28 protein-coding genes and 1 pseudogene are annotated in these 26581 nt (G+C 72.6%); 18 read left to right on the top strand and 11 right to left on the bottom strand.

Annotation, left to right across the window (positions count from 1 at the left end):
* Window positions 1-144: 144 nt before the first annotated feature.
* The 3 genes from AB0K07_RS21640 (at window position 145) to AB0K07_RS21630 (ending at window position 7389) form a co-directional block, all read left to right on the top strand.
* Window positions 145-555, top strand: a complete 411-nt coding sequence (locus AB0K07_RS21640) for a phosphopantetheine-binding protein (RefSeq protein ID WP_363757216.1) — start codon at window positions 145-147, stop codon at window positions 553-555.
* Window positions 552-6062: an amino acid adenylation domain-containing protein gene (locus AB0K07_RS21635; protein ID WP_363757215.1), complete on the top strand. Its 5511-nt coding sequence runs from the start codon at window positions 552-554 to the stop codon at window positions 6060-6062. The genes AB0K07_RS21640 and AB0K07_RS21635 overlap by 4 nt, the downstream gene beginning before the upstream one ends.
* A gap of 268 nt (window positions 6063-6330) precedes the next feature.
* Complete coding sequence (locus AB0K07_RS21630) at window positions 6331-7389, top strand: FUSC family protein (protein ID WP_363757214.1); 1059 nt, start codon at window positions 6331-6333, stop codon at window positions 7387-7389.
* A 9-nt stretch (window positions 7390-7398) separates the two neighbouring features.
* Here the strand turns inward: AB0K07_RS21630 and AB0K07_RS21625 are convergent, their stop codons facing one another.
* Entirely contained in the window at window positions 7399-8028 is a 630-nt protein-coding gene (locus AB0K07_RS21625) for a VOC family protein (RefSeq protein WP_363757213.1), read from the bottom strand.
* Window positions 8029-8188: 160 nt separating this feature from the next.
* Window positions 8189-8746: a hypothetical protein gene (locus tag AB0K07_RS21620; protein ID WP_363757212.1), complete on the bottom strand. Its 558-nt coding sequence runs from the start codon at window positions 8744-8746 to the stop codon at window positions 8189-8191.
* 136 nt (window positions 8747-8882) lie between these two features.
* Between AB0K07_RS21620 and AB0K07_RS21615 the strand changes: the two genes are divergently transcribed.
* On the top strand, window positions 8883-9494 hold the full coding sequence (locus AB0K07_RS21615; protein WP_363757211.1) for a TetR/AcrR family transcriptional regulator: 612 nt from the start codon (window positions 8883-8885) through the stop codon (window positions 9492-9494).
* Between the two features lie 47 nt (window positions 9495-9541).
* Here the strand turns inward: AB0K07_RS21615 and AB0K07_RS21610 are convergent, their stop codons facing one another.
* From AB0K07_RS21610 to AB0K07_RS21600, 3 genes are read right to left on the bottom strand one after another with little or no spacing between them, the layout of a single operon-like run.
* Window positions 9542-10789 (bottom strand): hypothetical protein, encoded by a 1248-nt coding sequence (locus AB0K07_RS21610; RefSeq protein WP_363757210.1) that lies wholly within the window; start codon window positions 10787-10789, stop codon window positions 9542-9544.
* Window positions 10790-10839: 50 nt separating this feature from the next.
* Complete coding sequence (locus AB0K07_RS21605) at window positions 10840-11355, bottom strand: NUDIX domain-containing protein (RefSeq protein ID WP_363757209.1); 516 nt, start codon at window positions 11353-11355, stop codon at window positions 10840-10842.
* A complete protein-coding gene (locus AB0K07_RS21600) occupies window positions 11348-11470 on the bottom strand; it encodes a hypothetical protein (protein WP_363757208.1) in 123 nt (40 codons plus the stop codon). Before AB0K07_RS21600 ends, AB0K07_RS21605 begins: the two co-directional genes overlap by 8 nt.
* 93 nt (window positions 11471-11563) lie before the next feature.
* On the opposite strand from AB0K07_RS21600, the gene AB0K07_RS21595 reads away from it, so the two are divergent.
* Window positions 11564-12055 carry a type II toxin-antitoxin system PemK/MazF family toxin gene (locus tag AB0K07_RS21595; RefSeq protein ID WP_363757207.1) on the top strand — a complete coding sequence of 164 codons (492 nt, stop codon included), beginning with the start codon at window positions 11564-11566 and terminating at the stop codon, window positions 12053-12055.
* Between the two features lie 30 nt (window positions 12056-12085).
* Here AB0K07_RS21595 and AB0K07_RS21590 read toward each other — a convergent pair whose 3' ends face one another.
* Window positions 12086-12736 carry an NAD(P)H-dependent oxidoreductase gene (locus tag AB0K07_RS21590; RefSeq protein ID WP_363757206.1) on the bottom strand — a complete coding sequence of 217 codons (651 nt, stop codon included), beginning with the start codon at window positions 12734-12736 and terminating at the stop codon, window positions 12086-12088.
* Between the two features lie 165 nt (window positions 12737-12901).
* On the opposite strand from AB0K07_RS21590, the gene AB0K07_RS21585 reads away from it, so the two are divergent.
* The 3 genes from AB0K07_RS21585 (at window position 12902) to AB0K07_RS21575 (ending at window position 14782) form a co-directional block, all read left to right on the top strand.
* A complete protein-coding gene (locus AB0K07_RS21585) occupies window positions 12902-13246 on the top strand; it encodes a metalloregulator ArsR/SmtB family transcription factor (RefSeq protein WP_363757205.1) in 345 nt (114 codons plus the stop codon).
* Window positions 13230-13703 (top strand): SRPBCC family protein, encoded by a 474-nt coding sequence (locus tag AB0K07_RS21580; protein ID WP_363757204.1) that lies wholly within the window; start codon window positions 13230-13232, stop codon window positions 13701-13703. The genes AB0K07_RS21585 and AB0K07_RS21580 overlap by 17 nt, the downstream gene beginning before the upstream one ends.
* A gap of 62 nt (window positions 13704-13765) precedes the next feature.
* Complete coding sequence (locus AB0K07_RS21575; protein ID WP_363757203.1) at window positions 13766-14782, top strand: aminoglycoside phosphotransferase family protein; 1017 nt, start codon at window positions 13766-13768, stop codon at window positions 14780-14782.
* Window positions 14783-14821: 39 nt separating this feature from the next.
* Here the strand turns inward: AB0K07_RS21575 and AB0K07_RS21570 are convergent, their stop codons facing one another.
* Window positions 14822-15472, bottom strand: coding sequence for a GGDEF domain-containing protein (locus tag AB0K07_RS21570; RefSeq protein WP_363757202.1), 651 nt, complete (start codon window positions 15470-15472; stop codon window positions 14822-14824).
* Window positions 15473-15740: 268 nt separating this feature from the next.
* Between AB0K07_RS21570 and AB0K07_RS21565 the strand changes: the two genes are divergently transcribed.
* The 6 genes from AB0K07_RS21565 to AB0K07_RS21540 all read left to right on the top strand — a co-directional run bounded on the left by AB0K07_RS21565 (window position 15741) and on the right by AB0K07_RS21540 (window position 20628).
* The gene (locus AB0K07_RS21565) at window positions 15741-15980 is read left to right on the top strand and encodes a DUF397 domain-containing protein (protein WP_363757201.1); all 240 of its coding nucleotides are present in this window, start codon (window positions 15741-15743) and stop codon (window positions 15978-15980) included.
* A 139-nt stretch (window positions 15981-16119) separates the two neighbouring features.
* Window positions 16120-17007, top strand: coding sequence for a helix-turn-helix transcriptional regulator (locus tag AB0K07_RS21560; RefSeq protein WP_363757200.1), 888 nt, complete (start codon window positions 16120-16122; stop codon window positions 17005-17007).
* Window positions 17008-17132: 125 nt separating this feature from the next.
* Window positions 17133-18197 (top strand): LacI family DNA-binding transcriptional regulator, encoded by a 1065-nt coding sequence (locus AB0K07_RS21555; protein ID WP_363757199.1) that lies wholly within the window; start codon window positions 17133-17135, stop codon window positions 18195-18197.
* Between the two features lie 2 nt (window positions 18198-18199).
* Entirely contained in the window at window positions 18200-18403 is a 204-nt protein-coding gene (locus tag AB0K07_RS21550; RefSeq protein ID WP_363757198.1) for a hypothetical protein, read from the top strand.
* A 101-nt stretch (window positions 18404-18504) separates the two neighbouring features.
* Window positions 18505-19968, top strand: coding sequence for a serine/threonine-protein kinase (locus AB0K07_RS21545; protein ID WP_363757197.1), 1464 nt, complete (start codon window positions 18505-18507; stop codon window positions 19966-19968).
* A gap of 33 nt (window positions 19969-20001) precedes the next feature.
* Complete coding sequence (locus tag AB0K07_RS21540; RefSeq protein ID WP_363757196.1) at window positions 20002-20628, top strand: histidine phosphatase family protein; 627 nt, start codon at window positions 20002-20004, stop codon at window positions 20626-20628.
* On the opposite strand, the gene AB0K07_RS21535 is transcribed toward AB0K07_RS21540, so the two are convergent.
* The gene (locus AB0K07_RS21535) at window positions 20602-21165 is read right to left on the bottom strand and encodes a GNAT family N-acetyltransferase (RefSeq protein ID WP_363757195.1); all 564 of its coding nucleotides are present in this window, start codon (window positions 21163-21165) and stop codon (window positions 20602-20604) included. The two genes, AB0K07_RS21540 and AB0K07_RS21535, sit on opposite strands and share 27 nt — an antisense overlap.
* A gap of 73 nt (window positions 21166-21238) precedes the next feature.
* On the opposite strand from AB0K07_RS21535, the gene AB0K07_RS21530 reads away from it, so the two are divergent.
* Entirely contained in the window at window positions 21239-22114 is an 876-nt protein-coding gene (locus AB0K07_RS21530) for an alpha/beta hydrolase (RefSeq protein WP_363757194.1), read from the top strand.
* Window positions 22115-22163: 49 nt separating this feature from the next.
* On the opposite strand, the gene AB0K07_RS21525 is transcribed toward AB0K07_RS21530, so the two are convergent.
* Both AB0K07_RS21525 and AB0K07_RS21520 read right to left on the bottom strand, forming a co-directional pair.
* On the bottom strand, window positions 22164-22604 hold the full coding sequence (locus AB0K07_RS21525) for a VOC family protein (protein ID WP_363757193.1): 441 nt from the start codon (window positions 22602-22604) through the stop codon (window positions 22164-22166).
* Between the two features lie 74 nt (window positions 22605-22678).
* Window positions 22679-23545: an SDR family oxidoreductase gene (locus AB0K07_RS21520; RefSeq protein WP_363757192.1), complete on the bottom strand. Its 867-nt coding sequence runs from the start codon at window positions 23543-23545 to the stop codon at window positions 22679-22681.
* Between the two features lie 116 nt (window positions 23546-23661).
* On the opposite strand from AB0K07_RS21520, the gene AB0K07_RS21515 reads away from it, so the two are divergent.
* The gene (locus tag AB0K07_RS21515) at window positions 23662-24273 is read left to right on the top strand and encodes a TetR/AcrR family transcriptional regulator (protein WP_363757191.1); all 612 of its coding nucleotides are present in this window, start codon (window positions 23662-23664) and stop codon (window positions 24271-24273) included.
* 22 nt (window positions 24274-24295) lie between these two features.
* Here AB0K07_RS21515 and AB0K07_RS21510 read toward each other — a convergent pair whose 3' ends face one another.
* Window positions 24296-25099 (bottom strand): carbon-nitrogen hydrolase family protein, encoded by an 804-nt coding sequence (locus tag AB0K07_RS21510; RefSeq protein ID WP_363757190.1) that lies wholly within the window; start codon window positions 25097-25099, stop codon window positions 24296-24298.
* Between AB0K07_RS21510 and AB0K07_RS21505 the strand changes: the two genes are divergently transcribed.
* A complete protein-coding gene (locus AB0K07_RS21505; RefSeq protein WP_363757189.1) occupies window positions 25098-25883 on the top strand; it encodes a DedA family protein in 786 nt (261 codons plus the stop codon). The genes AB0K07_RS21510 and AB0K07_RS21505 overlap by 2 nt on opposite strands.
* Before the next feature lie 93 nt (window positions 25884-25976).
* Window positions 25977-26183 (top strand): annotated as a pseudogene (locus tag AB0K07_RS21500) (LuxR C-terminal-related transcriptional regulator); the annotation flags it as partial.
* Window positions 26184-26581: the final 398 nt, after the last annotated feature.

Genomic DNA, 26581 nt, shown 5'->3' with positions numbered 1-26581 from the left:
GAGCGAGTTGGTTTTCTGTGGGCACCACGCGAACAAGTACGCGGAGGATCTCGTGAAGATCACACCGACGATGCTGGTTCGGTCGGCCCGGCCGACGATGCGGCGCTCGCCGCCGACCTGGCCCGTGAGCTGCCCGCGCACCTGGTGCCGAGCGCGTTCGTCCGGTTGGACGCGCTGCCGCTGACCCCGAACGGCAAGCTGGACACGGCCGCGTTGCCGGCGCCGACCGCCGTCGCCTCCGACGGCTTCCTCGCCCCGCGCACCGACGCCGAGGCCCTGGTCGCCGAGGTCTACGCCGAGATCCTCCAGCTGGAGAAGGTCGGCGCGCTCGACGACTTCTTCGCACTGGGCGGCAACTCGCTGCGCGGCATGCGGGCGATGGCCCGGATCCGCGCCGAGGTGGACGTGGAGTTGCCGATGCGGGCGCTGTTCAGCAGCCCGGTGGTGGCCGACCTGGCCGCCCAGATCGAACAGCGGATCGCCGCCGAGTTCGACGAGCTCTCCGAAACCGAGGTCGCCGCGCTGCTCGCGGCGGAGAAGGACAACCCGTCATGACCGACGTGAAGGACCCGGCCCGCGACGCCGCCCGACAGGCGCTGATCGCCCAACGGCTGCGCCGCCGGTCGGGCGGCACGTCCGCCGCGCGGATCACCCCCCGCCCGCCGGACGCAGAGGTGCCGCTGTCGTACGCCCAGGAGCGGGTCTGGTTCATGGACCAGCTCGCACCCGGCGAGGCGGCGTACCACATCGCGGTGCCGCTGCGGGTGCGCGGCCCGCTCGACGTCGCGGCGCTGCGCCGCGCGCTGGCCGACCTGACCCGGCGGCACGAGTCGCTGCGCACCCGGTTCCCGGCCGACTCCGACGGGCGGCCCACGGTGGTGCTCGACGACGCGGTCGAGGTGCCGCTGACGGTGGTCGACGCCGCCGACGAGGCCGCCGCGCAGGCGCTCGTCGACGCGGCCGCCGCCGAGCCGTTCGACCTGGCCAGCGGGCCGCTGCTGCGCGCCCTGCTGATCCGGCTGGCGCCGACCGAGCACGTGCTCTTCCTGGGTCAGCACCACATCGTCGGCGACGGCTGGTCGGTGGACGTGCTGCTGCGCGACCTGATCACCCGCTACCGCGACGGCGAGCTGCCGGCGCTGCCGGTGCAGTACGGCGACTTCGCCGTCTGGGAGGCGCGGGAGCTGGCCGGGCCGGGCGCCCGCCGGCACCTGGACTGGTGGAAGGAGCGGCTGGCCGGGATCACCCCGCTGGAGCTGCCGCTGGACCTGCCCCGGCCGGCCACCCAGACCTACCGGGGTGACTTCGTCGAGTTCACCCTGGACGCGGCCGCCACCGAGGGGCTGGCCGCGCTGACCCGCTCGTACGGCGGCACGCTGTTCATGACCCTGCTCGCCGCGTACCAGGTTTTCCTGGCCCGGCACGCCGGGCAGGACGACTTCGCGGTGGGCGCGTCGGTGGCCGGCCGGTCCGCGCCGGAGCTGGAGAACGTGGTCGGCATGTTCGTCAACATGCTGCCGCTGCGCGCCGAGCTGGCCGGCGACCCGACCTTCACCGAGCTGCTGGGGCGCACCCGCCGAGCGGTGCTGGACGGGCTGGAGCACGCCGAGGTGCCGTTCGCCCGGGTGGTGCACGAGCTGGGGCTGGCCCGCGACGTCAGCCGCTCGCCGCTGTTCCAGGCGATGTTCGTGTTGCAGAACTACGAGATGGGCCGGTTCGCCGGGGTCGCCGACGACGCCGGGGTCGGCTTCCAGTGGCATCCGATGGAGCTGCGCGCCACCCGCTTCGACTTCGAGCTGCACGCCGTCGACACCGGCGACGGCCTCTGGGGCAAGCTGATCTTCAACACCGACCTGTTCACCCGGGACACCGTCGAGCGGATGGCGCACCGGCTGACCACCCTGCTGCGCGCCGTGGTCGCCGCCCCGGATCTGCCGGTCTCCGCGCTGGACCTGCTCGCCCCGACCGAACGGGAGCTGCTGGCCGGGTGGAACGACACCGCCGGCGACGTCCCCGGGCAGCAGACCCTGCACGCCCCGATCGAGGAGCGGGCCGCCCGTACACCGGACGCGGTGGCGCTGCGGTTCGCCGGCCGTTCGGTGACGTACGCCGAGCTGAACGCGGCGGCGAACCGGGTGGCGCACCGGCTGCGCGGCGCCGGGGTGGGCCCGGAGACCCTGGTCGGCGTCTGCGCGGAGCGGTCGGTGGAGCTGGTCGCCGGCCTGCTGGGCGTGCTCAAGGCCGGCGGCGCGTACCTTCCGCTGGACCCGGAGTATCCGGCGGACCGGCTGGCCTTCATGGTCACCGACGCCGCCGCCCCGGTGGTGCTGGTGCAGGAGCACCTGCGCGACGTGCTGCCGGCGACCGACGCGAGCGTGCTCGCGCTGGACGACGAGTCGGTCTGGGCCGACCAGCCGGCGACCGACCCGACGCCGACGGCCGACCCGGCAAACCTGGCGTACGTCATCTACACCTCCGGCTCCACCGGCCGGCCCAAGGGCGTGCCGAACATCCACCGGGGCATCGTCAACCGCCTCGACTGGATGCAGCGCACGTACCGGCTGGGCGCCGACGACGCGGTGTTGCAGAAGACCCCGGCCAGCTTCGACGTCTCGGTGTGGGAGTTCTTCTGGCCTCTCCGCGAGGGCGCCCGGCTGGTGCTGGCCGAGCCGGGAGGTCACAAGGACGCCGGCTACCTGCGCGACCTGCTGATCTCCGAGCGGGTCACCACCGCCCACTTCGTACCGTCGATGCTCACCGTCTTCCTCGCCGAGGACGGCGTCGAGGCCGCCACCGCCCTGCGCCGGGTGATCTGCTCGGGCGAGGAACTGCTGGTCGCGGCGGCCCGGGACTTCACCGCCCGGCTGCCCGGCTGCGGCCTGCACAACCTGTACGGCCCGACCGAGGCGGCGATCGACGTCAGCGCCTGGGCCTGCGACCCGGCGCTCCTGGCCGAGCTGACCAGCGTGCCGATCGGCGCCCCGATCAGCAACCTGCGCCTGCACGTGCTGGACGGCCGGGGCAACCCGTGCCCGGTGGGTGTCGCCGGTGAGCTGCACATCGGCGGGGTCGGCCTGGCCCGCGGCTACCACCGCCGGCCGGCGCTGACCGCGGAGCGGTTCGTGCCGGACCCGTTCGCCGCCGAGCCGGGGGCCCGCCTGTACCGCACCGGAGACCTGGCCCGCTGGCGCGTCGCGCCCGGCGACAGGCCCGGCGGGGTGCTCGAGTTCCTGGGGCGGATCGACCACCAGGTCAAGCTGCGCGGGCTGCGCATCGAGCTGGGCGAGATCGAGAGCGCGTTGCGCGCCCGGCCCGGGGTGACCGAGGCCGTGGTGCTGGTCCGCGAGGACACCCCCGGCGACAAGCGCCTCACCGGCTACCTGGTCGGCGCGGCCGAGCACGACGCGGTCAAGGCGGCGCTGAAGGAGACCCTGCCGGAGTACATGGTGCCGGCCGCCTTCGTCACCCTGGACGCCCTGCCGCTGACCCCGAACGGCAAGCTGGACCGTAAGGCGCTGCCCGCGCCGGTGGTCACCCGCGCCGCGTCGGTGGCCCTCGTCGAACCGCGTGACGACACCGAGCGGCTGCTCGCCGGCATCTGGTCCGACGTGCTCGGCGTGGACACCCTCGGCATCGACGACGACTTCTTCGACCTGGGTGGGCACTCGATGCTCGCCACCCAGGTGGTCGCCCGGATCCGCAAGGCCGAGCACGGCGGACGGCCGGTCGGCGTCATGGACCTGTTCCAGCAGCGGACCATCCGCGACCTGGCCACGTTCATGTCCGGTGGCGGCGAGGACGACGGACCACGGCGGTTGCTCTACGAGCTGACCAAGCCCATCCCGGCGGCGCAGCGGGTGGTCACGTACGTCTGCGTGCCGTACGGCGGCGGCAGCGCGATCGTCTACCAGCCACTCGCGGACGCGCTGCCGGCCGGGCACGCGCTCTGGTCGCTGGCGATCCCGGGGCACGACGTGGGGCTCACCGAGGCCGCGCTGCCCTTCGACGAGCTGACCACCCGGGTCGCCGAGGAGATCCTGGAGCGTGTCGAGGGCCCGCTCGCCCTGTACGGGCACTGCGGCGTCGGCAGCGCGATCGTCGCCGAGGTGGCCCGCAAGGTGGAGGCCGCCGGCCGGGAGTTGAGCGCGCTCTACATCGGCGCGATGTTCCCGTTCGCCCGCCCGAAGGGGCTCTTCGCGGCGGTCCGTACCCGGCTGGAGAAGTTGCGCAGCAACAAGCACTACGCGAGCTGGCTCAAGTCGATGGGAGTGGACACCGACGAGCTGGACCCGGAGCAGGCCGACCGGATCATCAGCAACATGCGCGCCGACTCCCGGGCCTCGGAGGAGTACTTCACCGACCTGCTCGACCGACGCGCGGTCAAGCTGCGGGCCCCGATCATCTCGGTGGTCGGCTCGGAGGACCCGGTCACCGACTACCACACCGAGCGGTACGCCGAGTGGCAGTTCCTCAGCGACCGGCTGGCGCTGGTCGTCCTCGACCAGGCCGGGCACTTCTTCCTCAAGTACCGGGCCGAGGAGTTGGCCGAGATCGTCACCCGGGTGCATCCGGCGCTCGTCGCCGGCGACGTCACCGCGCTGACCCCGCAGGCACGCGGTGAGGACGCCGGTTGGGCGGTGGCCGACACCACGGGCGTGGACGCGCTCACCGGCCCGGAGCAGCCGGTGGTCCGGCCGAGCATGGCCCGGTTCGTGGCGGTCACCGCCGGGCAGCTGGTCTCCAGCACCGGCTCGGCGCTGACCGCGTTCGCCCTGCCGATCTGGCTGTTCACCCGCACCGGCTCGGTGGCCAACCTGGGCCTGCTCTGGGCTCTCGCGCTGGTCTGCGGAGTGCTGATGCTGCCGGTCGCGGGCGCCATCACCGACCGGGTCAGCCGCCGGAAGATCATGATGATCGCCAGTTGCAGCGCCGGATCGATCCAGCTGATCCTCGCCGCGCTGCTCTGGAGCGGCAACCTGGCGCTCTGGCACATCTACGCCCTCGTGGCGCTGAGTCAGGTGGCCGGGTCGTTCCAGCGGATCGCGTTCCAGTCGGCCGTGCCGCAGCTCGTGCCCAAGCGCTACCTCGGGCACGCCATGGGCATCACCCAGCTCTCCAACGGCTTCGCCATGCTGCTCATGCCCGTCTTCGCGGCGGGCCTGCTCGCCGCCATCGACCTCAAGGGCATCCTGCTGATCGACGTGGTCAGCTACCTGGTCGCGGTGGTGACCCTGGCCGTGGTCCGCTTCCCCGACCTGCTCGGCTGGCGGCCGAAGGAGCGGCTGCTGGTGGCGATCGCCAACGGCCTGCGCTACTCGTGGCGGCACCGCGGCTTCCGGCTGATGCTGGGCTACTTCGCGCTGGGCAACATCTTCCTGGCCCCCGCGCTGGTGCTCACCACCCCGCTGGTGCTCTCCTTCGGCAGCGCCACGCAGGTGGCCCAGGTGGCTCTCGCCGAGGCGCTCGGCGCGGTCGCCGGTGGCGTCCTCATGTCGCTCTGGGGCGGGCCCCGGCACCGCCGCATGATCGGCGTACTGATCGGCAACCTCGGCACGGCGGTCGGCTGCGTCCTGGTCGGCCTGGACGCGTCCGTCGCCATGATCTGTGTCGGCGCGTTCTGGCTGGCCATGTCGATGACCACCGCGCAGTCCATCTACGCCACCATCGTCCAGGTCAAGGTGCCGCAGCGCTTCCACGGCCGGGTGTTCAGCCTCAACCAGACCATCTCCTGGTCGACGCTGCCGATCGGCTTCGCCCTGCTCGCCCCGGCGGCCACCAGCCTGTTCGAGCCGATGCTCGCCTCGGACGGGGCCCTGGCGGGGTCGGTGGGCGCGGTGATCGGCACCGGTCCGGGTCGGGGCATCGGCTTCGCGTACGTCTGCTTCGGCGCGGCGCTGATCCTGATCACCCTGGGCGGCTTCGCGATCCGGCTGCTGCGCCGCTTCGACCTGGAGGTGCCGGACTCGCTGCCCGACGACCTGATCGGTGCCCAGGAGCGGGAACGCCGGCTGGCCGCCCGCGCCGAGCAGCGCGAGGAGGAGCGGGTGCCGGTCGGAGTGTGACGGGTGCGAGTGCCACGCGGTGCCGCACGGCACCGCGGTGGCACCCACCGCGTACGAGATCATCTTGCGGATTGTCCGGACCCGCTGAGCTGCGCCGTGGTACGAGTGCTCGGTGAATTCTGATGGCCGCCGTCGGCCGGGCGACAGCCCGCCACCGCGCGACCGAACGGTGGCCCGCGCGAAGGCGACTGCCGCTCGGGTTCGGGGCCGAGGTGGCCGGGCGGGACGACTGCGACTCAGTCAACTGGAAGTCGCCCTGGTCATCTCGGTGCAGGCCGGCCTCGCCGCCGCTCTGGCCTGGTCGATAGGCCACGATCTGCTGGATAACCCGGCGCCGATCTTCGCCCCGTCCGCCGCGGTGGGCACGATCGTCGCATCACTCGGGCAGCGCGCACACCGCACGGTGGAACTGCTGCTCGGAGTCGGGCTCGGCATCGCCACCACCGACTTCCTGCTGTCCCTTCTGGGCACCGGGTTCTGGCAGACCGGATTCATCGTCGGATGCGCCATCCTCGCCACGCTGGTGCTGTTCGGACGCAGCGGCGCGGCCGTCGGCCAGGCCGGCGGTACGGCGGTGCTGCTCGCGACCCTGGCACCGGCGCAGAAGGACCTGGAATGGCCGCGCATCGTGGAAGCCATGGTCGGCGGCGTGGTGGGCCTCGTGGTGGTCGCGCTGCTGGTGCCGTTGAACCCGATGCGGATCCTCGATCGTGACGCGGCCCCGATCTTCCACGGCCTCGCCCGGCAGTTGCGGGAGGTTGCCGCGGCGCTGACCACGAGCGATCAGGAGCGGGCGGTTCGCGCGTTGGACGCCCTCCGCGGCATGGGACCGGACCTCGACCGGATGCACCAGGCACTCAGCGGCGCCGAGGAGGTGGTCAGTCTCGCGCCGGCCCGCTGGCTGCGCCGTCAGGATGTGGAGCGGTTCGCGCGCGCGAGCCAGCAGGTGGAACGGGTCATCGAGCACAGTCGGGGAGTCGCCCGCCGGTCCGCGCTGGCGTTGCAGTACCACGAGCGGATTCCCCCCGACCTGCCGGCGAGCGTCGGACAACTCGCCGACGCGGTGGAGCTGCTGCGCCGCGAGCACCGCGCCGGGCGCCCCACCGAGAAGACCCACCACGCGGTACACGACGCTGTCCACCAGGCGGGCCGAGCCCGGGCCCAGGGGGTCGACGAGTTCGGCGACGCGGTGGTGACCCAACTGCGTACCGCCGCCAGCGACCTCCTACGTGCCACCGGCTGCGACGCGACGACCGCGAACCAGGAGGTACGCGACGCGGTGCAGCGGGGCGAGGACTCCGTCCGGGCAGGTGGTGGGTCCGGATGAGGAGCGCCGCTATTCGCGCCCAACCCAGGTGGCGACGCACGCCTCGTTGCCCTCGGCGTCTGCCAGGACCCACCACATCGGCGCGTGGGCCTCGGAGACGAGGCGACCGCCCGCAGCCAGGGCTGCGGTGATGCGAGCCTCAGCCTGGTCGTGCGGGACGGCGACATCGAGGTGCATGCGGTTACGCTGCGGGCGCGCCTCCTCCATCGGTTGCAATCCGAAGCCGGGGCCGCGGCGCGCCGGATCAGCCAGGTAATCGTCACCGATCTGGTGATACCCGAGCAGCGCCCGCCAGAACGGCAGCACGTCCGCGCCGACGAGTGCGTCCAGGGTGATGTTGATGAGTTGCACAGCGGTCGGGTCGGCTGGGATGTCCAGTGCCTTGGCGGCGGCAGAGATCCGTCGAGCCAGCGCGATGTCCCGCCGGGACAGGGACACCGTGACGCCGGCGTAGCGCAGGTCGACGTTGACGTACTGCTGCTCGGCTTCGCCGACGAGTCGGCCGATTTCATTGACGAGCGTGATGCCCAGGGCCAGCGTGCCGGTTGGGAAGTGGGCCGAGACCACATGGTAGAGAGAACGCCAGTCCTCGACACCATCGGCCGCGTGGAATCGCCCAGCGGTGATCTGCACCGTCATGCCGGCGAACTTAGCATCGGCAGCGCGACAGGCATCAGGCTGATCAGGGGACCCGCCCGGGCAAGGGCCTCGATCCGACGCCGCCCCGACCACCCGGCCGGCGACATTCTCTCCGACCGGGCCCGGCCCGACGACGACGTCGTGGGTGTTGCCGTCCAGGTCAGTCCCTCTTCGCGACGCGGCCGAGGCGGAGGGCCGAGATGAGGAAGAAGATGCCGCCCGGGATGGCGTAACCGGCCGCGTTGGTCAGCGTGGCGCCGTCCGCGCCGGCCATCACGATGAACGAGCCACCGGCGAGTACGGAGATCGCGCCGCTGATGATCATCGGCCACTGGCCGCCCATCGTGCGACGGGTGACGCCGACGATCAGCTGGACCAGCCCCGCCACGATCGCCCAGGCGCCCCACACCCGCAGGACCGCAGGGATACCGGACGTGCTGGCGACAGCCACGCCGATGGCGGTGAGCAGGCTGACCGCGATGTTCACGTACAACAGGGCGGGCGACCCGGTGCCGCGCGACGAGCGAGCGTCGACGACGGCGGCGGCCACGTCGAACAGCGGGTACAGCACGAGCAGTGTGACGGCGAGCGGACCGAGTTCCGACGCGGTCGTGAGCATCACGAGGGCCCACACGATGGCGAACGCGAAGCGGACGAAGTACAGCCGCCGCAGGGCGGACGCGGTCGTCGAGATGCGGGGTGCGGCAAGGGTGGTCACGGTGGTCCTTCCGAGGGGTGGCAGACCTGCAAAATGCCGCGGTCAGCCAGGTAGAACGAACGTTCTGTCGCGGCAACGATGGCACGGTCAACATCGACTGTCAAGACCGAACGTTCTATCCGCTAGACTAGTCGTCATGGTGCGCAGCGAATCCGAGAGCCGGCCGTCCGAAGCGCGGTCGCGGCTGCTCAACACGGCGATGAAGGTCTTCTACGCGGAGGGGATCCACTCCGTCGGCATCGACCGGATCGTCGCGGAAGCCCAGGTGACGCGGGCCACTCTCTACCGGCACTTTCCCGGCAAGGAAGAACTCGTGGTCGCCTACCTGCGCCAGGTCGACGAAATCATGCGCGGCCAGGCGGACGACGCTGTCGCCCGCGGGCTACCGGCGGCCGACACCATCCGGGCACTCAGCAGGTCCATCGCCGAGAGCATCAAGTCCCCCGGCTTCCGCGGATGCGCCTTCCTCAACGCCGTCGCCGAGTACCCCGACCCCGATCACCCGGTGCACCAGGCGGTGCTCGCCCACCGCCAGTGGTTCCTGGACACCGTCACCGACCTGCTGTCGCGAGTCGGGGAAGCGCCCGCCGAGCCCGCCGCCCGGCACTTCGTCATGCTGCGCGACGGCGCCATGGCCGCCGGCTGCCTGTTCGACCCGGTGATGGTGACCGACACCTTCCTGAGCGGAGTCGAGGGACTCCTGCAGGCTCGTTCCGCCTCCACCCAGGCCGGCACGTCGGAGGCCTGATCCCAGTCCCGTGGACCGCAGTGAACGGCTGACCAGGGCGGTCCTGCTCACCGGTCGGCGGCGTCGGCTTCGGGCAGTTCCTCGGGCTCGGTGACCCAGCCGGAGAAGACCGGCACCCCGTGCCAGGACCCGGTGGCGCCGTCGGCCCGCTTGTCGGTGGCGACCGCCACCACCGCGTACGGGTGAGCGAAGCGCAACTCGGCGACGCGGGCGACGCCTTCCGGCGGCATGCTGGTCAGCTCGAACATGCCGGTCACCGCCGCCGCCTCGAAGCCGTACCGGCCGTACCGGGCCATCGCCGCCTGCCGCGCCTCGAAGTCCTGCACCGGCAGGGCCAGCGCCGTCGCCACCGCCGCCGACGCGGCCGGGAAGCCCAGCGCGGGCGCGGTGAGGTCGTGCTCGCTGCGAGCCGACCAGCAGGGGAGCAGCGCCGTGTGCCGCTCCTCGCGGCCGTCGCGGGCCCGGGTCCGTACCCGCTCCTCGCGCAGCGTCCACAGCGGAGTGTCGCCGAGCGGCAGGTCGAACAGCGAGCGCCGGTCGGCCGGTTCCGCGCCGTCGGCCGCGCCGATGCTGAGCTGGTACGCGATCGCCAGCACCTCGGTCGGCGGCACGTGCGGCGCGGCGGCCACCGAGAGCACCACCAGCCCGGCGCCGTCGGTCGCCTGGGCGGGCGCGGCGTGCACGATCACGTCGCCGGCCCGCTCGGTCCGCACGATGGCGCCCCGGTGGCCGCGGCGCGGGCTGCGCAGCACCCGGCGCAGTTGTCGCGCCCAGGCGCTGCCGGCGCCGAGCGTCGGAGCGTCGGCGACCTCGAACGGGTCGGCCCAGGAGATCCGGGTGGCCAGCGCACTGGCCAGGGCCAGCACCACGTCCGGCCCGACCCGCAGCGGGAATTTCTCGATCAGGCCGAGGGTGTGCTCGCGGGCCCAGGCGTCCAACCCGGCCTGGTCGGGTAGCGGGCCGACCTCGGTCGTCGCGGGCAGCGCCGCCCGCCAGTCGGACGGCCCGCCGTCGCCCTGGCCCGGCCGGTGCCACAGCGCGGTGGCGGACGCGACCAGCGGGTGGGGTGCGTCCAGCAGCGCGTGGGCGACCGTGACCGCGCTGGGCAGGTCGGTGCCGAGGGCCTCCGCCAGCCCTTCGGCCGCCGGACCGTCCGCACGGTCGGTCGCGGTCGTGGCGCAGAGCGCCAGCAGGAGCCAGGCGCCGAGCGGGGAGGCGACGTGGTGCCGGTCGCCGATCGTGGTGTGCAGGGTGTCGGCGTACCGGGACAGCGGGCCGTGCAGATCCGTCGTCATGCCTCCACTCTGCCCGGCCGCGCGCGCTCCGGCATCCTCGCCGGCCCGGCTCACGACCACAGTTCGAAGGGCTCGTCGATCTCCTCGCCGGCCAGGAACGGCGTGATCAGCCGGGGGAGCTGCCCCGGGTAGAAGCGGGCCGAGCTGGCCACCACCTCGGGCAGTGGCCACCAGCGGAAGCCGAAGTAGTCCTCCAGCTCGTAGTCGAGCCGGTCCGTCTCGTCCACGTCCGGACCCGGGCCGTCCAGCCGTACCGCGACGACCACCTCGTCCTGGACGTGGCGCAGCTGTCGGTGCAGGAAACTCGCCCGCCGACGCCAGGTCGGCGCGCCCACCCGGTCGGCGGTGACCGCGATGCCGGTCTCCTCGCGCAGCTCCCGCACCGCGGTGTCGCGGTACGCCTCCCCGGGGTCCATCCCGCCGCCGGGCAGCTCCCACCAGGTGCCCAGCCCGGGTCGGTCCGGGTCGCGGGTGTGGAACAGCAGCACCCGGTCGGTGCTGTCGAGGACCACCACGCGTACCGCTCGCCGTTCGAGGATCGGCAAGTCGCGCGGCAGCTCAATCATCGATGTTCCGCACGCCGGCGTCCGACGGCCGGTCCACCACCAGGGTGTACGCCCCGGCGGACCCGAGCGCCGTCGCCGTCCCGGGCAGCGTGCTGGTACGCACCTCAATGGTCACCCCGACACCTCCGCGTCGTCCCGATGCCGGTACCAGTCTGCCGTAGCGCCGCCCGGTCCGGCGGCCGGCGCGGGGACCGGTAGGCTGCCCGCCGTGGCTGGTCTGTTGAGGAATGTGGCGGCGCGTATCTCCCGGGTGGGCGCCGTGATCCCGTCCCCGCGACGTGCCGGGCCGGCTCCGGCGCAGGTGGCCCGCCGTCGCCAGGTGAGCGCGTTGCAGCGGCGCGAGCTGACCTACGCCCCGGAGCGGGACGGTCAGGCCGACCCGGGGGAAATCGTCTGGACCTGGGTGCCGTACGAGGACGACCCCCGGCAGGGCAAGGACCGGCCGGTGCTGGTGGTCGGGCGGCACAGCCGGACGCTGTTCGGGTTGATGCTGTCCAGTCAGAGCGAGCGGGACGGGCAGCGGCACTGGTTCGCGCTCGGGCCTGGTGACTGGGACCGGGACAACCGGCCGAGCTGGGTCCGGCTGGACCGGGTGCTCACCATGCGGGAGGACAGCATCCGCCGCGAGGGTGCCGTGCTGGACCGGCCCCGGTTCGACCGGGTCGGGCAGGCCCTGCGCGCGGGCTACGGCTGGCGCTGACCGCACCCGACCCGCCCGTGCGCCGGGTCGTCAGGCCGGCTCGTGGCTGGGGCCGACCCCGGCGCCCCGCGCGTCCGGCGGCGGGTAGGGCTGCTCGGCGAGCAGCCGGGCCAGGTGTGCGCTGTTGAGCGCCAACGCCTTCGTGGTGCGGCCGGTGGTGTCGGGCTTGGGCCCGGCGTCGCGGTAGTCCACCTTGTGCAGCGCCTCGCCGACCCAGTAGGTGGCGCCCGCGGCGGCGCAGGTGAACCCGACCTCGTTGAGTGCCTGCTGCACCTGGCCGATGGTGTGGTGCGCGCCGTCCTCGTTGCCGACGACGGCCACACCGGCCACCTTGCCGTAGGTCATCAGCCGGCCCTCGGCGTCGGTTTCGGAGAGTTCGGCGTCGAGGCGTTCGAGGACCATCTTGCAGACGCTGGACGGCTGACCGAGCCAGATCGGCGTGGCGATGACCAGAATCTGGGCCGCCAGCAGCGTGGCCCGGATGGCGGGCCACCCGTCCCCGCCGCCCTCGTCGGTCGACACCCCGAACCGCACGTCGTGGTCGACCACCCGGACCAGGTCGCCGTCCACCCCCTGCTCGGCCAGTTCGGCGAGCACCTCCCGGCCGAGTTTGTCCGAGCTGGACGGGGCCGGCGACGGCTTGAGGGTGCAGTTGAGCACGAGGGCGCGGATGCTCGCCACGTCGGTTCCTCTCGGCGGTCGACAGGGGTGATCGACTCCCCATACCCGGGCGGTGGCCGGCGAACCACCCGGACGCGCGGTGGTTCTGCCGAACGTGTTGACGAGAGCTCCCCGGCCTGTATATTCAACCCATCGGTTTACAAACCAGATGGTTGAGAGCGACAGATGACAACAGACCCGGCCAGCGCCGTGTTCGCCGCCCTCGCCGATCCGACCCGTCGGGCCATCCTGGCCCGGCTGGCCACCGGCGAGGCGACGGTCAACGAGTTGGCGGAGCCGTTCCCGATCAGCGTCCAGGCGATCTCCAAGCACCTCACCGTGCTCGAGCGCGCCGGGTTGATCGTGCGGACCCGCGAGGCGCAGTGGCGGCGCTGCCGGCTCGACCCGGCGCCGCTGCGCACGCTGGCCGAATGGGTCGAGCAGTACCGCCGGCTCTGGGACGACCGTTACGACACATTGGACGACTACCTGCGCGACCTGAAGGAGAACAACCGTGGACAAGCTCCGTGACCTCGTCATCGACATGCCGTCCGACCGGGAGATCACCCTCACCCGTTCCTTCGACGCCCCGCGCGAGCTGGTCTTCGCCGCGCACAGCCAGGCCGAGCACCTGAAGCACTGGTGGGGGCGGGGCAACCCGGTCGACATCGAGATCGACTTCCGGGAGGGAGGCCGCTACCGCAACGTCGAACACGCCGCCGACGGCAACGACTACGCCTTCCGCGGTGAGTTCCGGGAGATCGTCGTGCCGGAACGGATCGTGCAGACCTTCGAGTACGAGGGCATGCCCGGCCAGGTGGCGGTGGAGACGCTGGTCTTCACCGAGCACGACGGACGTACCACCATCACCAGCACCACCCGGTTCGACACCACGGAGCAGCGCGACGGCATGGCCGAGTCCGGCATGGCGCAGGGCGCCGCCGAGTCGTACGCCGCACTGGACCGGCACCTCGCCACCCTGCGCTGACGCGGACGGCGCGACCGGTTAATCGGGTGGGCCGGGTGCCCACCCGATGGCATGGTGTGCCCGTGATCGAGGACGCGACAGGGCTGGTGACCGGCTGGATCCGCACGGAATTCGGCCTAGACCTGGCCCGCCTGGACGAGGTGACCCACGGCGCCGACCAGCGCGCCCGACTGTGGCTGGCGCACACCGCGGACGGCACCCGGTACGCGGTCAAACTGAGCGGTGGCGGCACCCCGGCCGGGTTGGTCGTGACGGCCCACCTGGCCGGGCAGGGGGTGCCGGGCATTCCCGCGCCGCTGCGCACGCGCGACGGTCGGCTGTACGGCGACCGGGAGGGCCACCGCCTCTCCGTGGTGCCGTGGGTCTCCGACCAGCGGGCTCTCGACGGCCCGATGACCGACGCGCACTGGCGCGCGTACGGCGAACTGCTGGCCGCGGTGCACGCGGTGCCGGTGACCGACGAACTCCTGGCGCTGCTGCCGCCCGGCGGCGCGGCGTACCCGGAGATCGTGGCCACGACCCGCGCGATGGCCGAGCGGCTGCGCGACCCTGGCGCGGCCGACCCCGCCGGTCCGTCGGTCGCCGAGATGGCGGCGGTCTGGGCCGCGTCGGCCGACTGGCTGTCCACACTGGCCGATGGGGTCGAGCGCCTCGCCACCGTCCAGCGCGACCGGCCGGTGGTGGTCTGTCACGGCGACCCGCACCTGGGCAACCTGCTGCTCGGCCCGCAGGGGCAGGTCTGGCTGATCGACTGGGACGACGCGGTGCTCGCCCCGCCCGAGTGCGACCTGATGTTCGTCACCGACGGGGTGCTCGCCTTCGCGCCGATCACCGCCGAGCAGCGGGTGGCCGTCCTCACCGGCTACGGCCGGGCCGACGTCGACCCGGCGCGCCTGGCCTGGTTCCTCGCGGTCCGTGCGCTCGACGACCTCACCGACTGGACGCGGCAGGCGTTGGACCCCGACGCCAGCGCGGCCGATCGGGGCAGGGCGGCGCGGATCGTGCGGGGACTGGTGTCGCCGGTCGGCCTGGTCACCCTCGCCGACGCGGCGCTGCGCGCCCTCGACGGGTCACGCTGAGCACGGACTCCACGCGCGTGGCCGCGCGCGGCGGAGGGGTCAGCACTCGGCCAGGCGGACGCTGTCGACGAGCTGCCGTGGCGACCGGTTGCCGCCCAGGCTCTTCGCCTGGTACATGGCCGCGTCGGCGCGGCTGAGCGCATCGGTGAGCTGGGCCGGGCCGGTCACCGGTGCGAGCCCGACGGAGGCGGTCACCTGGACGCTGGCCCCGCCCAACCGGATCGGGGCGGCGACCGTCTCGCTGAGCCGTCGGGTGGCGTGCTCGATCCAACGCCGGTCGACGGTCGGGCTCGCCAGCAGCCCCGCGAACTCGTCGCCGCCGAGGCGGGCGACGAGGTTGTCCCCGGCGAAACCGGCCAGCCGCTCGGCCACACTGATCAGCACCTGGTCACCGGCGGCGTGCCCGTACCGGTCGTTGATCTGCTTGAAGTCGTCCAGGTCGAGCACGATGGCGATCAACGGTTGCCCGGCCGCGTCGGTGAGCAGGGCGGCCGCGAGCCGGTAGAAGGCACGTCGGTTGGGCAGCCCGGTGAGCGGGTCGTGGCTGGCGGCGTGCCGCTCGGCGGCGAGCTCGGCCTGGAGGTGCCCGATCTCGGCCTCGGCGCGCAGCGCCCGCCGCCGTAGTTGCCAGGAGGAGATCAGCGCGCCCGCAGCGCAGATGCCGGAGGCGACACTCATCGGATCCGGCACGAACCCTCCCATCGCCGCGACCGCCTCCAGCCCATCGGCCGACACGGCTCGCGCGCCGCGCCGGGCCCGGTTTCCCCTTATCGATGCCCATGCCAGGTAACACAATGTGAACGGATAGGCACCGATCTTGTACGTTATCATGCTCGCCGTCCGGTGCAGATGCAATAGCAGATGCACGTGCAGCACGGCCCGATGTCGATACCGCACCCCTCGCCGTCACCGCTCCTCCCACGGCCACCGGCGGGCTCGTCAGCAGAAAGACGCCCTCATGCAGCAGCCACCGAATGGCGTTCCGATCCACCAGTTGCCACCGCTGAGCTGGCAGAAGAGTCGCCGCAGCAACCCCAGTGGCAACTGTGTCGAACTCGCCGAACTGCCCGGGGGAGCGGGCATCGCGGTCCGCAACTCCCGACATCCCGACGGGCCGGCACTCATCTACACGGTGGATGAGATCGCCGCCTTCGTGCTCGGCGCGCGGGACGGCGACTTCGACCATCTGATCAACTGAGCGGTCCCCGCCACCGTCGCGGTGGCGGGACCGAATCACCGGTCCGGAGGAGTTCACCTCACTGTCGGTCCATGGCATGCTTACACGTCGGCCGGGCCGGGGTGCCCGACCATGCTGGTCGGTATCCGGAGGTCCGCGCGTGACGATGGTTCCCGCCGAGGGCGGCCCGACAACCGGGCCGACCGTGCTGCGCATGCTGCTCGGTGCCCAACTGCGCCGGCTGCGGGAATCCAGCGGGGTGACCCGGGAGGGCGCCGGCTGGGAGATCCGGGCCTCCGAATCCAAGATCAGTCGGATGGAGCTGGGCCGGGTCGGCTTCAAGGAACGCGACGTGGCGGACCTGCTGACCCTCTACGGCGTCACCGACGAGCAGGAGCGCGAGGCCCTGCTCAAGCTTGCCCGGGACGCGAACAGCCCCGGTTGGTGGCACCGCTACGGCGACGTCCTGCCCACCTGGTTCCAGTCCTACCTGGGCCTGGAGGCGGCGGCGGCGTTGATCCGCAGCTACGAGGTGCAGTTCGTGCCCGGCCTGTTGCAGACCCGTGAGTACGCGCGGGCCGTCGTGCTGCTCGGGCACGGCAGGGCGGGTTCGGCCGAGCTCGACCGACGGGTCGCCCTGCGGATGCAGCGCCAGCAGTTGCTCCGCCGGGAGCACCCGCCGCAGCTCTGGGCCGTCGTGGACGAGGCGGCGCTGCGCCGCCCGATCGGCGGTGCCGAGGTGATGCGGGGCCAACTCACCGCGCTCATCGAGGCGACCAAGTCGCCGAACGTTCGACTCCAGGTCATCCCGTTCGCCGCCGGTGGGCACGCGGCGGCCGGTGGCGCCTTCACCATCCTGCGCTTCGGTGACCAGGAGCTGCCCGACATCGTCTACATCGAGCAGCTCACCAGCGCCATCTACCTCGACAAGCGCGACGACCTGGACTACTACGCGGTGGCCATGGAACGACTCTGCGTCGAGGCCGAACCGCCGGAGCGCACCCCGGAGATCCTCGGTCAGCTGCTGGAGGACCTCTACCCGGCCTGACCGCCGGTCGCCGACCGGCGACAGTGGACCGACCCTCCCGGCTCAAGCGAATGGTATTGACCGACGCCGACCGGTCGGGCTAGTCTCTGTATCGATACAGACTGGATCGATACAGAGAGGTGCCGGTGAAGCCGACCCTGCAAGCCGTGGCGGACGCCGTCGGCGTCTCCCGCAGCACCGTGTCCAACGCCTACAGCCGTCCCGACCAGCTCTCCGCCGCGCTGCGCGAGCGGATCCTCGACGCCGCCCGGCAGCTCGGCTACCCGGGCCCCAACCCCACCGCGCGTTCCCTGCGCCGCGGTTTCGTCGGCTCGATCGGGGTGCTGTTCACCTCGCAGCTGTCGTACGCCTTCACCGACCCGTTCGCGGTCCGCTTCCTCGCCGGCGTCGGCGCGGCCGCCGAACGGCACGGCACCAGCATGCTGCTGGTGCCGCTGTCCCGAGCGGAGCCCGACGCCCGTCGCGCCGTGGAGAACGCCGCCGTCGACGGGTTCTGCGTCTACTGCGTCGCCGACGAGGGCTGGGCGCTGGAGGTCATCCGCGACCGCGGGCTGCCCTTCGTCAGCACGGCCGCCCGTGACGACGCCGGCCCCGACGAGCGGTTCGTCGGCATCGACGAGCGGGCCGCGGCCCGCAGCGTCGCCGCGCACGTGGCCGGCCTGGGCCACCGCCGGGTGGCCCTGCTCGCCCACTCCGTGCTGCCCGACGTGCCGGCCGGCCCACTGACCCTGTCCGCGGTCGACCAGGTGCCGCACCCGACCACCCACGGCCGGCTCGCCGGGTTCGCCGACGCGTTCGCCGAGGTCGGCGTCGACTGGGCCGACCTGACCCTGGTCAACGCCCTGGACAACAGTCGCCAGGCCGCGGCGGCGGCCGTCGCCGGGCTGCTCGACCGGCCCGCGCCGCCGACCGCCGTGCTGGCCGGCTCCGACGTGCTCGCCCTCGGGGTGCTGGACGCGCTGGCCGAGCGACCGGCCGGCAGTCGTCCGCCGGTCTCGGTGACCGGCTTCGACGACGTCCCCGAGGCCGCCGCGGCCGGCCTCACCACCGTCCGGCAACCGGCCGAGGAGAAGGGCCGGATCGCCGCCGAACTGCTGCTCGACCCACCCGCGGACGCCGCGGCCGGTCATGTGCTGCTGCCCACCGCACTCGTCGTCCGGGCCTCCACCGGACCTGTCCCGAGGAGTTGACCATGGAACACCCGACCGGATACCTCACCGCCCTCGACGCGATGAACCGACACGTCAACTCGGCCCGACCCAACGCACCGGTCCAGGTCGAGCGAGCCCACCGGCCGCTGCTCGCCCCGACCCGGCAGGCCACCGCGCTCGCCCTGCGCCGGCTCGCCGACCGCATCCAGCCCCGACCGCTGCCCACGGCCACCCGCTGCTCCTAGCCGGCCGGGCACCCGCCATTTCGGTACGCACGGGAGGAGTGGGCCGCTACCGGGCGTCGCGGGTGGTCGAGGGGGACGCGGCCAGGCAGACTGGTGGGGCCATGTCTCCGTTCACGCCCACTCTCCGTCTCCACGACCGCTACGTACTGCACGAGCGGATCGGTCTCGGTGGCATGTCCGAGGTGTGGCGCGCCGACGACGAGGTGCTCGGCCGACCGGTCGCCGTCAAGGTGCTCGCCGGGCAGCTCGCCACCGACCCGCAGCTGCGGGCCACCATCCAGCGCGAGGCCCGCGCGGCCGCCCGGCTCACCCACCCGCACGTGACCCAGGTGTACGACTACGGCGAGGCGACCCTGGCCGGCGGCGCCGTCGTGCCGTACCTGGTGATGGAGCTGGTCGAGGGGCACAACCTCGCCGACCGGCTGCGGACCGGGCCGCTGCCTTGGCCGGAGGCGGTGCGGGTGGCCGGGCAGATGGCCGCGGCGCTGGCCGCCGCGCACCGGATCGGCGTGGTGCACCGCGACGTCAAGCCGGGCAACGTCATGCTCACCGACACCGGTGCCAAGGTGCTCGACTTCGGCATCGCCGCCCTCGGCGGCCCGCACCACCCGCTGGGCGGCCAGGCTGGCGAGCCGCTGATGGGCACACCGGCCTACTTCGCCCCGGAGCGGCTGACCGCCGGCCCACCGGACCCGGCCAGCGACGTGTACGCCCTCGGCGCGCTGCTCTACCGCACCCTCAGCGGGCAGGCGCCGCTGCCCGTGCAGAGCTGGGAGGACGCGCTCGAGGTGCACCGGCGCGGCACTCCGGTGCCGCCGCTGCGGGTGCCCGGCCTGCCGGCCGACATCGCCGAGCTGACCGTCGCCTGCCTGGCCGCCGACCCGGCCCGCCGCCCGACCGCCGCGCAGCTGGCCACCCGGTTCGGCGCCGGCCAGCCGGTCGAGCCGCCCACCGAGCTGCTACGCATCCTGCCGGCTGCCCACGCGGCCCACCCGCCCACACTGATCGACCGTTCGGCGGCGCGCCCCCTCCCCGTGCCGGCACCCGCCGCTCCGCGCCGCCGCCGGTCGCGTCGACCCCTCGCCGTCCTGGTCGCGGCCGGCCTCGCGGCGCTGGTCGGTCTCGGCGCGCTGCTCGCCCAGGGCCTCGGCTCGCCCGACTCTCCGGGCTCCGCCAACCCGCCGGCGAGCACCGCCCCGACGACCTCACCGGAGACGGAGCCCACGCCGGCGGCCCCGTCCTCGCCGCCGGCCAGCAGCTTCCCGCCGCCGACCGCCAGCCAGCAGGTGCCGGTCAGCCTGCGACAGGTGAGCGCCGAGTTCGCCGCGGTGCTGGCCGAGGCGCAGGCCCGGGGCGACATCGACTGGAAGACCGCCGAGGACCTGCGCGACGACCTGGCCGACCTGAGCCGCCGATCGAAGGACCGCGACAAGCGCATCGGCGACCTGCGCGAGCGCATCGCCGAGCTGGTCGTCCGGGACCGGTTGTCGGCGCGGACGGGCGCAGAGCTCGACGCCCTGCTCACCCAGGCCGGCGCTCTCTCCACCGGTCGTGGTGACAACTGACACATCCGTCGGCGTCGCTGGCATGATGGGCCGATGCGGACACGGCTCATCTTCGTGCGTCATGGCGAGTCGGTCCATCAGGTCACGGGGATCGTGGGCGGCCCGCATGGTTGCCGGGGTCTGACCGAGCTGGGCCGGGACCAGGCCCACGCACTCGCCCGGCGGCTCGCCAACGACTGCGCCGCCGACAGACCGGCTGCCGTGTACTCGTCCGTGCTGCGCCGGGCCGTCGAGACCGCGCAACCGATCGCCGCCGCGTTCGGCGTCCACCCCGTGGCCGACTGCGGTCTGTGCACCTGGCACACGCCGCCGTACGCCGACGGGATGCCGACCAACCGCTTCCGGGCCGACCACGCCACGGAGGGCGGGGGCCTGTTCCGGCCGTTCGAGACGGGCAACGAGAGCTGGGCCGAACTGGTCATTCGCGTCAGCCGCGCGATCACGGAGATCGCCCACCGGCACCGGGGCACCACGGTGATCCTGGTCGGGCACACCGAGACCGTCGAGAGCGCGTTCCACGCGCTCGCCGCCCAGCCGCTTCATCGAGCGTTCGACCTGGACGTGGCTCCGGCCTCGATCACCGAATGGACCAGCAGGGACGACACCGCCCGCTGGCCGCCGGCCCGCTGGACGCTACGTCGCTTCGGCGACATCGGCTGACGTGCCAGCGGGCGACAGCGTGATCCAGTAACGCCGTACGGCACCCGCTTCGGTGTCCCGGATGTCCTCCAAAACGCCGCCGTTACGCTCGATCGTCTTCGCCGACGCGATGTTGTCCACCTCGCAGGTGACCAGCACCCGATCCAGCCCGAGCGCCCGCGCCTCGCCGAACATCCGCCCCAGCGCCCAGGTCGCCAGCCCCCGCCGGCGTGCGGACGGCCGGATGCCGTAGCCGATGTGGCCGGCGACCCGCAGCAGGTAGTCGTTGAGCGCGTGCCGCAACGCGATTCCGCCCAGTACCCGATCACCTTCGACGATCCACCGGTACGTGCACCGCACCCGGCCAGCGGCCAACGGCCTCGCCGGCTCCGCCTCGTCCGCCAGTCGGCCCACCCAGGCCGCGAACCCGACCGACGAGCGCACCTCATCGGACGTCCGCAGCCCGAAACCGTCCTCGTGCAGGCCGGGGCCCCACTCGTCATGCGCCTCCAGCCAGGCGGCGTGCCGACGGACGGTGGGAGCGATCAACTCGGGCATGCCGCGACGGTATCGGCTGCGACCCGCGCACGGAGCAGCCCGATCCGGTGTTGGCGGTCGTAGTCTCACCACCATGACGACAACCCAGACGCGCACCCTCGCCGCCCCCGGCGTCGACCTGGTCTACGACGTCCGCGGCCCGCTGCCCCCGTCCGGCGGGCGCCCCGCACTGCTCATGATCGGCCAGCCGATGACGGCGGAGGGCTTCAACGCGCTCGCCGTACACTTCACCGACCGCACGGTCGTCACCTACGACCCGCGCGGCCTGGGCCGCAGCGTCCGCACGGACGGCCGGTCCGACCACACGCCGCAGCAGCAGGCCGCTGACCTGCACCTGCTGATCGAGGCGCTCGACGCCGGTCCGGTCGACGTGTTCGCCAGCAGCGGCGGTGCGGTGACCGCACTCGAACTCGTCGCGACCCACCCCGGCGACGTCGTCACGCTGGTGGCGCACGAGCCGCCGATCAACGCGGTGCTCCCCGACGCCGCGGCCGCCGAGCGCGCCCGCGCAGGCTTTCACGAGGCGTACCAGGCGAAGGGCACCGGCGCGGGCATGGCGTCGTTCATCGCGATGACCTCCTGGCACGGCGAGTTCACCGATGCCTACTTCGCTCAGCCCGTGCCCGACCCCGCGCAGTTCGGCATGTCGACCGAGGACGACGGCAGCCGCGACGATCCGCTGCTGTCGAAGAACTCGTGGGCGATCAGCGACTACCGCCCCGACGCGGCCGTGCTGACGGCGGCACCGACCCGGATCGTGATCGCGGTCGGCGAGGAGTCGACGGGCACGTACACCGCGCGTACGGCCCTGGGCACCGCCGCGCTGCTCGGCCAGGAGGCCGTGGTGTTCCCGAGCCACCACGGCGGCTTCCTCGGCGGCGAGTTCGGTTACGCGGGCAAGCCCGAGGAGTTCGCGGCGCGGCTGCGCGAGGTGCTGGACGCCGGCTGATCTCGGGGGGCATGGGCAGCACATAGACGATGGAGGAAGAGGACACGACTCAGCCGAAGGCGATGAGGGCACCCCGCTCGTCGAAGACGGCCGTGCCCGCCCACGCGATCTCCCAGCGGTTGCCCTCCGGATCGGCGATGTAGGCCGAGCGCCCACCCCAGGACCGGTCGGTCGGCTCAGCCACCACCGTTGCGCCGGCCGCGACGGCCGCGGCGAAGGCCGTGTCGACCTCCGCCCGGCTGTCGACGTTGCAGGCCAGGGTGACGCCGGACCAGCCGCCGGCCGGATCGGACACACCGGGCGCCGCCTCGGCCGCCAGGTCCGGCAGCGGATAGAGCGCGAGCAGGACGCCACCGAGCAGGAAAGCCGACCAACCGTCGTCACTGGACGGCAACTCCGGCCAGCCCAACGATCGGTAGAACCGGCGCAGCGCACCGATGTCGCGCGCGGCCAGGGTCACGACGGACAGTCGACCGGGAAGAGAGCTCATGCGGTCGATCCTGCCGGAGTCGTACGACATGCCCCTGGACAACGCAATCCGCCACGCTGTTGGCCGGGCAGCGGTCAGGTCAGCTCGGCACCCGGCGCCGGGACGGCCTTCTCCGCGTTACGACTCACCTTTTCCCAGCCGGCCCAGGTGTCCATGCGTCGCCGAGAGATGTCGAAGGCGAGGTCGTACACCATGCTGCCCAGCAGGAGCCGCAGCGGCGGGTCGTCGCTGGCGACCAGCGTCATCAGGGCCTCGGCGGCCAACCGTGGTTCGCTGTCGATCGACCCTTCCGCCCACTGCTTCTCCAGGTCCGCACGCAGCGAGTCGTAGGCCGGGTTCGGGGTGGTCGCCGTGCTGCTGGTGTAGAGGTCCGTCCAGTAGCCACCCGGCTGGACGATGGTGACCTTGACGCCGAACCCGGCGGCCTCGGCGGCCAGCGCCTCGCTCATGCCCTCCAGCGCGAACTTGCTGGCGCTGTAGAGGCCGGTGCTGGGGAAGCCGCCGAGCGCACCGATGCTGGAGATCTGCACGATGTGTCCGCAGCCCTGTGCCCGCATCGTCCGCAGGGCGGCCTGGCTGACCCAGAGCGCGCCGAAGAAGTTGAGGTCCAGTTGAGCGCGGGCCTCGGCTTCGGTGAACTCCTCCACCATGCCGGCGAAGAGCGCCCCGGCGTTGTTCACGACGATGTCGAGCCGGCCGAAGTGCTGGACCGCCTGGCCGACGACGTCGAAGACGGCCGAGCGGTCCGTGACGTCGAGGCGCAGCGTCAGCAGGCGGCCGGGATAGCGGGCGGCGAGGTCATCGAGCGGCGAGACGTCGCGGGCCGCGCCGACAACCCGGTCACCGTCGGCGAGCGCTGCCTCGGTGAAGGCGCGGCCGAGGCCACGGCTGGCCCCGGTGATGAACCAGACCCGGGATGCGGCAGTGCCTGAGGTTTCCATGAGGTTCCTTCCACCGTGCGAGACGAACCGTCCCGTCTCGCTGTAGCCTGACCTTACCCGTTGAACTGCGCCTGTCAAGACGGACCGTCTCGTCTCTTCTTTGCTAGATTGGACGAGTGCCCAAGCAGGTAGCCCCCGACTCCAGCCGCCGCAGCCAGACCGCCCGGCGGGCCATCCTCGCCGCCGCCTTCGACCTCCTCGGCAAGGTCGGATACGCGAAGCTCAGCATCGAGGGCATCGCCGCCGCCGCCGGCGTCGGGAAGCAGACGATCTACCGCTGGTGGCCGTCGAAGGGCGCGCTGCTGTTCGACGCCTTCCTCGCTCTCACCACCGAGGGGGAGGACGGCCAGACCGGTGCCCTACCCGACACCGGTGACCTGGCTGCCGACCTGAAAGTGGTCCTGCGGGCCACCATCGCCGAACTGGACGACCCGCGCTTCGACCAGCCGATGCGCGCCCTGCACACCGAGATCGTCCACGATCCGGCCCTGGCCGCCGACTACGCGAAGCGGTTGGACGAGCCGATGCGGGAGCTGAAGAAGGCCCGGCTGCGCGCCGCCCAACGCGCGGGGCAGTTGGCCGAGGACATCGACCTCGACGTGGCCGTCGACATGCTGTTCGGACCGGTCCTCAACCGATGGCTTCAGCGCACCGGCCCACTGAATGTCGAGTACGCCGACCAGGTGGTCGACACGGCATTGCGCGGTCTCCGGCCGCGTTCGCCGTAGCCCCGCCGAGGATCGAGCCTTGTCAGCCGTCGGCGCTGCGCTCGCACGCGATGGTGGCGGAAACCAGGTCTCCCGGCTCGGCGCCCGCTCGGGCGTACACCGCACCCTCCGGCGTCCAGATGGCGGAACCGCCGGCCGCCTCGGTGTAACCGCCGCCGGTCGACCCGGCGAAGCTCGCCGCCGCAACCCAGACCCGGTGCGCGGTGGCGACCCGGTGCGCCCGCTGGCCCGGGACGGCGGCGTCGCTCGCCGATTCCAGCACCCCCGCCGCGTAGACGTCGATCCCGAGCGCGGCGGTCCGCGCCGCGTGCGCGGCGACGCCGGTGTCCTTGCAGATCGCCAGCCCCAACCGCCACCCGTCCACATCGAGCACGGCCGGCGCGTCGCCCGGCCGGAACCGGCGGGCCTCCGCGTCGCCCAGCCACATCTTCCGGTACGCCACCGTCACGCCGCCGCCGGTCACGGCCAGCATCGCGATGTGGTCACCGGCGACCGGTGCACCGGCCAGGGCCAGCGCGCCCGTCTCGGCACACGCCTCGACCAGTGGCCCCAGGCGGGGGTCGTCGACCGGCACGACCGGGGCGTCCAGTTCGTACCCGGTCAGCGACAGCTCCGGAAAGAGCACCACCCGGGAGCGCGCCGCGCGGACCGCGCCGGCGTGTGCCCGCGCGTTCGCCGCGACGTCCCGGGGTACGCACAGCGGCTGCGCCACCGCGAGCCGCAGCGGGGTGAGGTCTTCCACACCCTCGCCGGTGTGGTCCACCCGCAGGGCCGGGCGGTCGGCCTCATGGTCGACTCTCAGGATCACTTCGTAGCGTGGGGGCATGATTCGAACGTCCCACGCCGTGCTCGCCACCGGAACCCCCGTCGCTGCGGCCGAACCGCCCCAGGACGGGATGGTCGGCTACGTCAGTGACCTGGTGGAACGGCTCGGTGGGCCGGGCGCCGGCCTGGCGGTGGCGCTGGAGAACCTGTTCCCGCCGATTCCCAGCGAGGTGATCCTGCCGCTGGCCGGGTTCGTCGCCGCGCAGGGCCGGATCAGCCTGATCGGTGCGATCTTCTGGACCACGCTGGGCTCGGTGCTGGGTGCGCTGGCGCTCTATCTGATCGGCGCGTCGCTGGGCCGGGACCGGATGCGCGCCATCGTGGCCCGGCTGCCGCTGGTGAAGCTCAGCGACGTGGACAAGACCGAGGCGTGGTTCCTCCGGCACGGTGTGAAGGCGGTCTTCTTCGGCCGGATGATTCCGATCTTCCGGAGCCTGATCTCCATCCCGGCGGGTGTGGAGCGGATGCCGGTGAGCACCTTCCTGCTCTACACCACGCTGGGCAGCCTGATCTGGAACACCACCTTCGTGCTCGCCGGCTACCTGCTCGGCGACAACTGGCACCTCGTCGAGGGGTACGTCGGGGTGCTCCAGAACGTGGTGATCGTGGCCTGCGTGGCGGCCGTCGCCTGGTTCGTCACGTCCCGCGTGCTGCGGGCCCGCCGTGCCGCCCGCAACCCCGAGCCGATCGGCGCCCCCGACCAGGGCGCGGGGCACGGCCAGCCCGACCCGAGTGGTCGCGGCACCCTCTACCGTGGCGGCTCGTGGGCCTCGGACGAGCGCTAGGCCGGCAGCCGGGCGGGCTCGGCGCGGAAGGACGTCAGGTGCTGGTGGGGGAGCGTCCGACCGGTCGGTGGTGGGACCGACTCCGGCTGCCGGCCGGTCGGTCTGCTGACACCGCGCGAACGGGACGTCCTGCACGAGATGGCCCAGGGGCACACGAACGCCGCGATCGCCCAGCGGCTGCACGTGTCGCAGAGCGCCGTGGAGAAGCACGTCAACGCCATCTTCGACAAGCTCGACCTCGCCCACGTGACCGGCTACAGCCGCCGGATCCTCGCCGTGCTGCGCTACCGCGGCACCTGACCGGCCGGTGTAGGTGATCTGGAGTCGACGCGCCGATGGCCACGCCGTCGCGGTGTTCGGCGTCGTTGTCGTGAGAGCGATATACCTGTGAGTCATAAGTATGCCTGTGAGGTATGGCGCTCACCGTCTACCTCGCCCTCGGACGGCTTGGTCAGGGTGATCGACGCGGTGTCGCGGTGTCGCGGTGTCCCAGTGGGCGGGGATGCCCTGATGTCGGGCATACGGAGTCGATCAACCCTTGATCGGCCGGTCTGACGCCGGGGACGCTCGGTGTTCTGGCACCGGATGTCCGGTATCGGGGGTTCTGGTGTGTGGCCGGCTGCACTCGTGGGGTGGAATCGGGGCGGGCCGGGGGTCGTTACATACGCTGACGATCGCAGGACCACGGCCCACCACCC

Origin of the sequence: Micromonospora sp. NPDC049301 (genome assembly GCF_040678715.1) — a bacterium.
Classification (GTDB): Bacteria; Actinomycetota; Actinomycetes; order Mycobacteriales; family Micromonosporaceae; genus Micromonospora.
The sequence above is the reverse complement of the archived record's forward strand: the minus strand, read 5'-3'. Positions and strand labels throughout refer to the sequence as shown.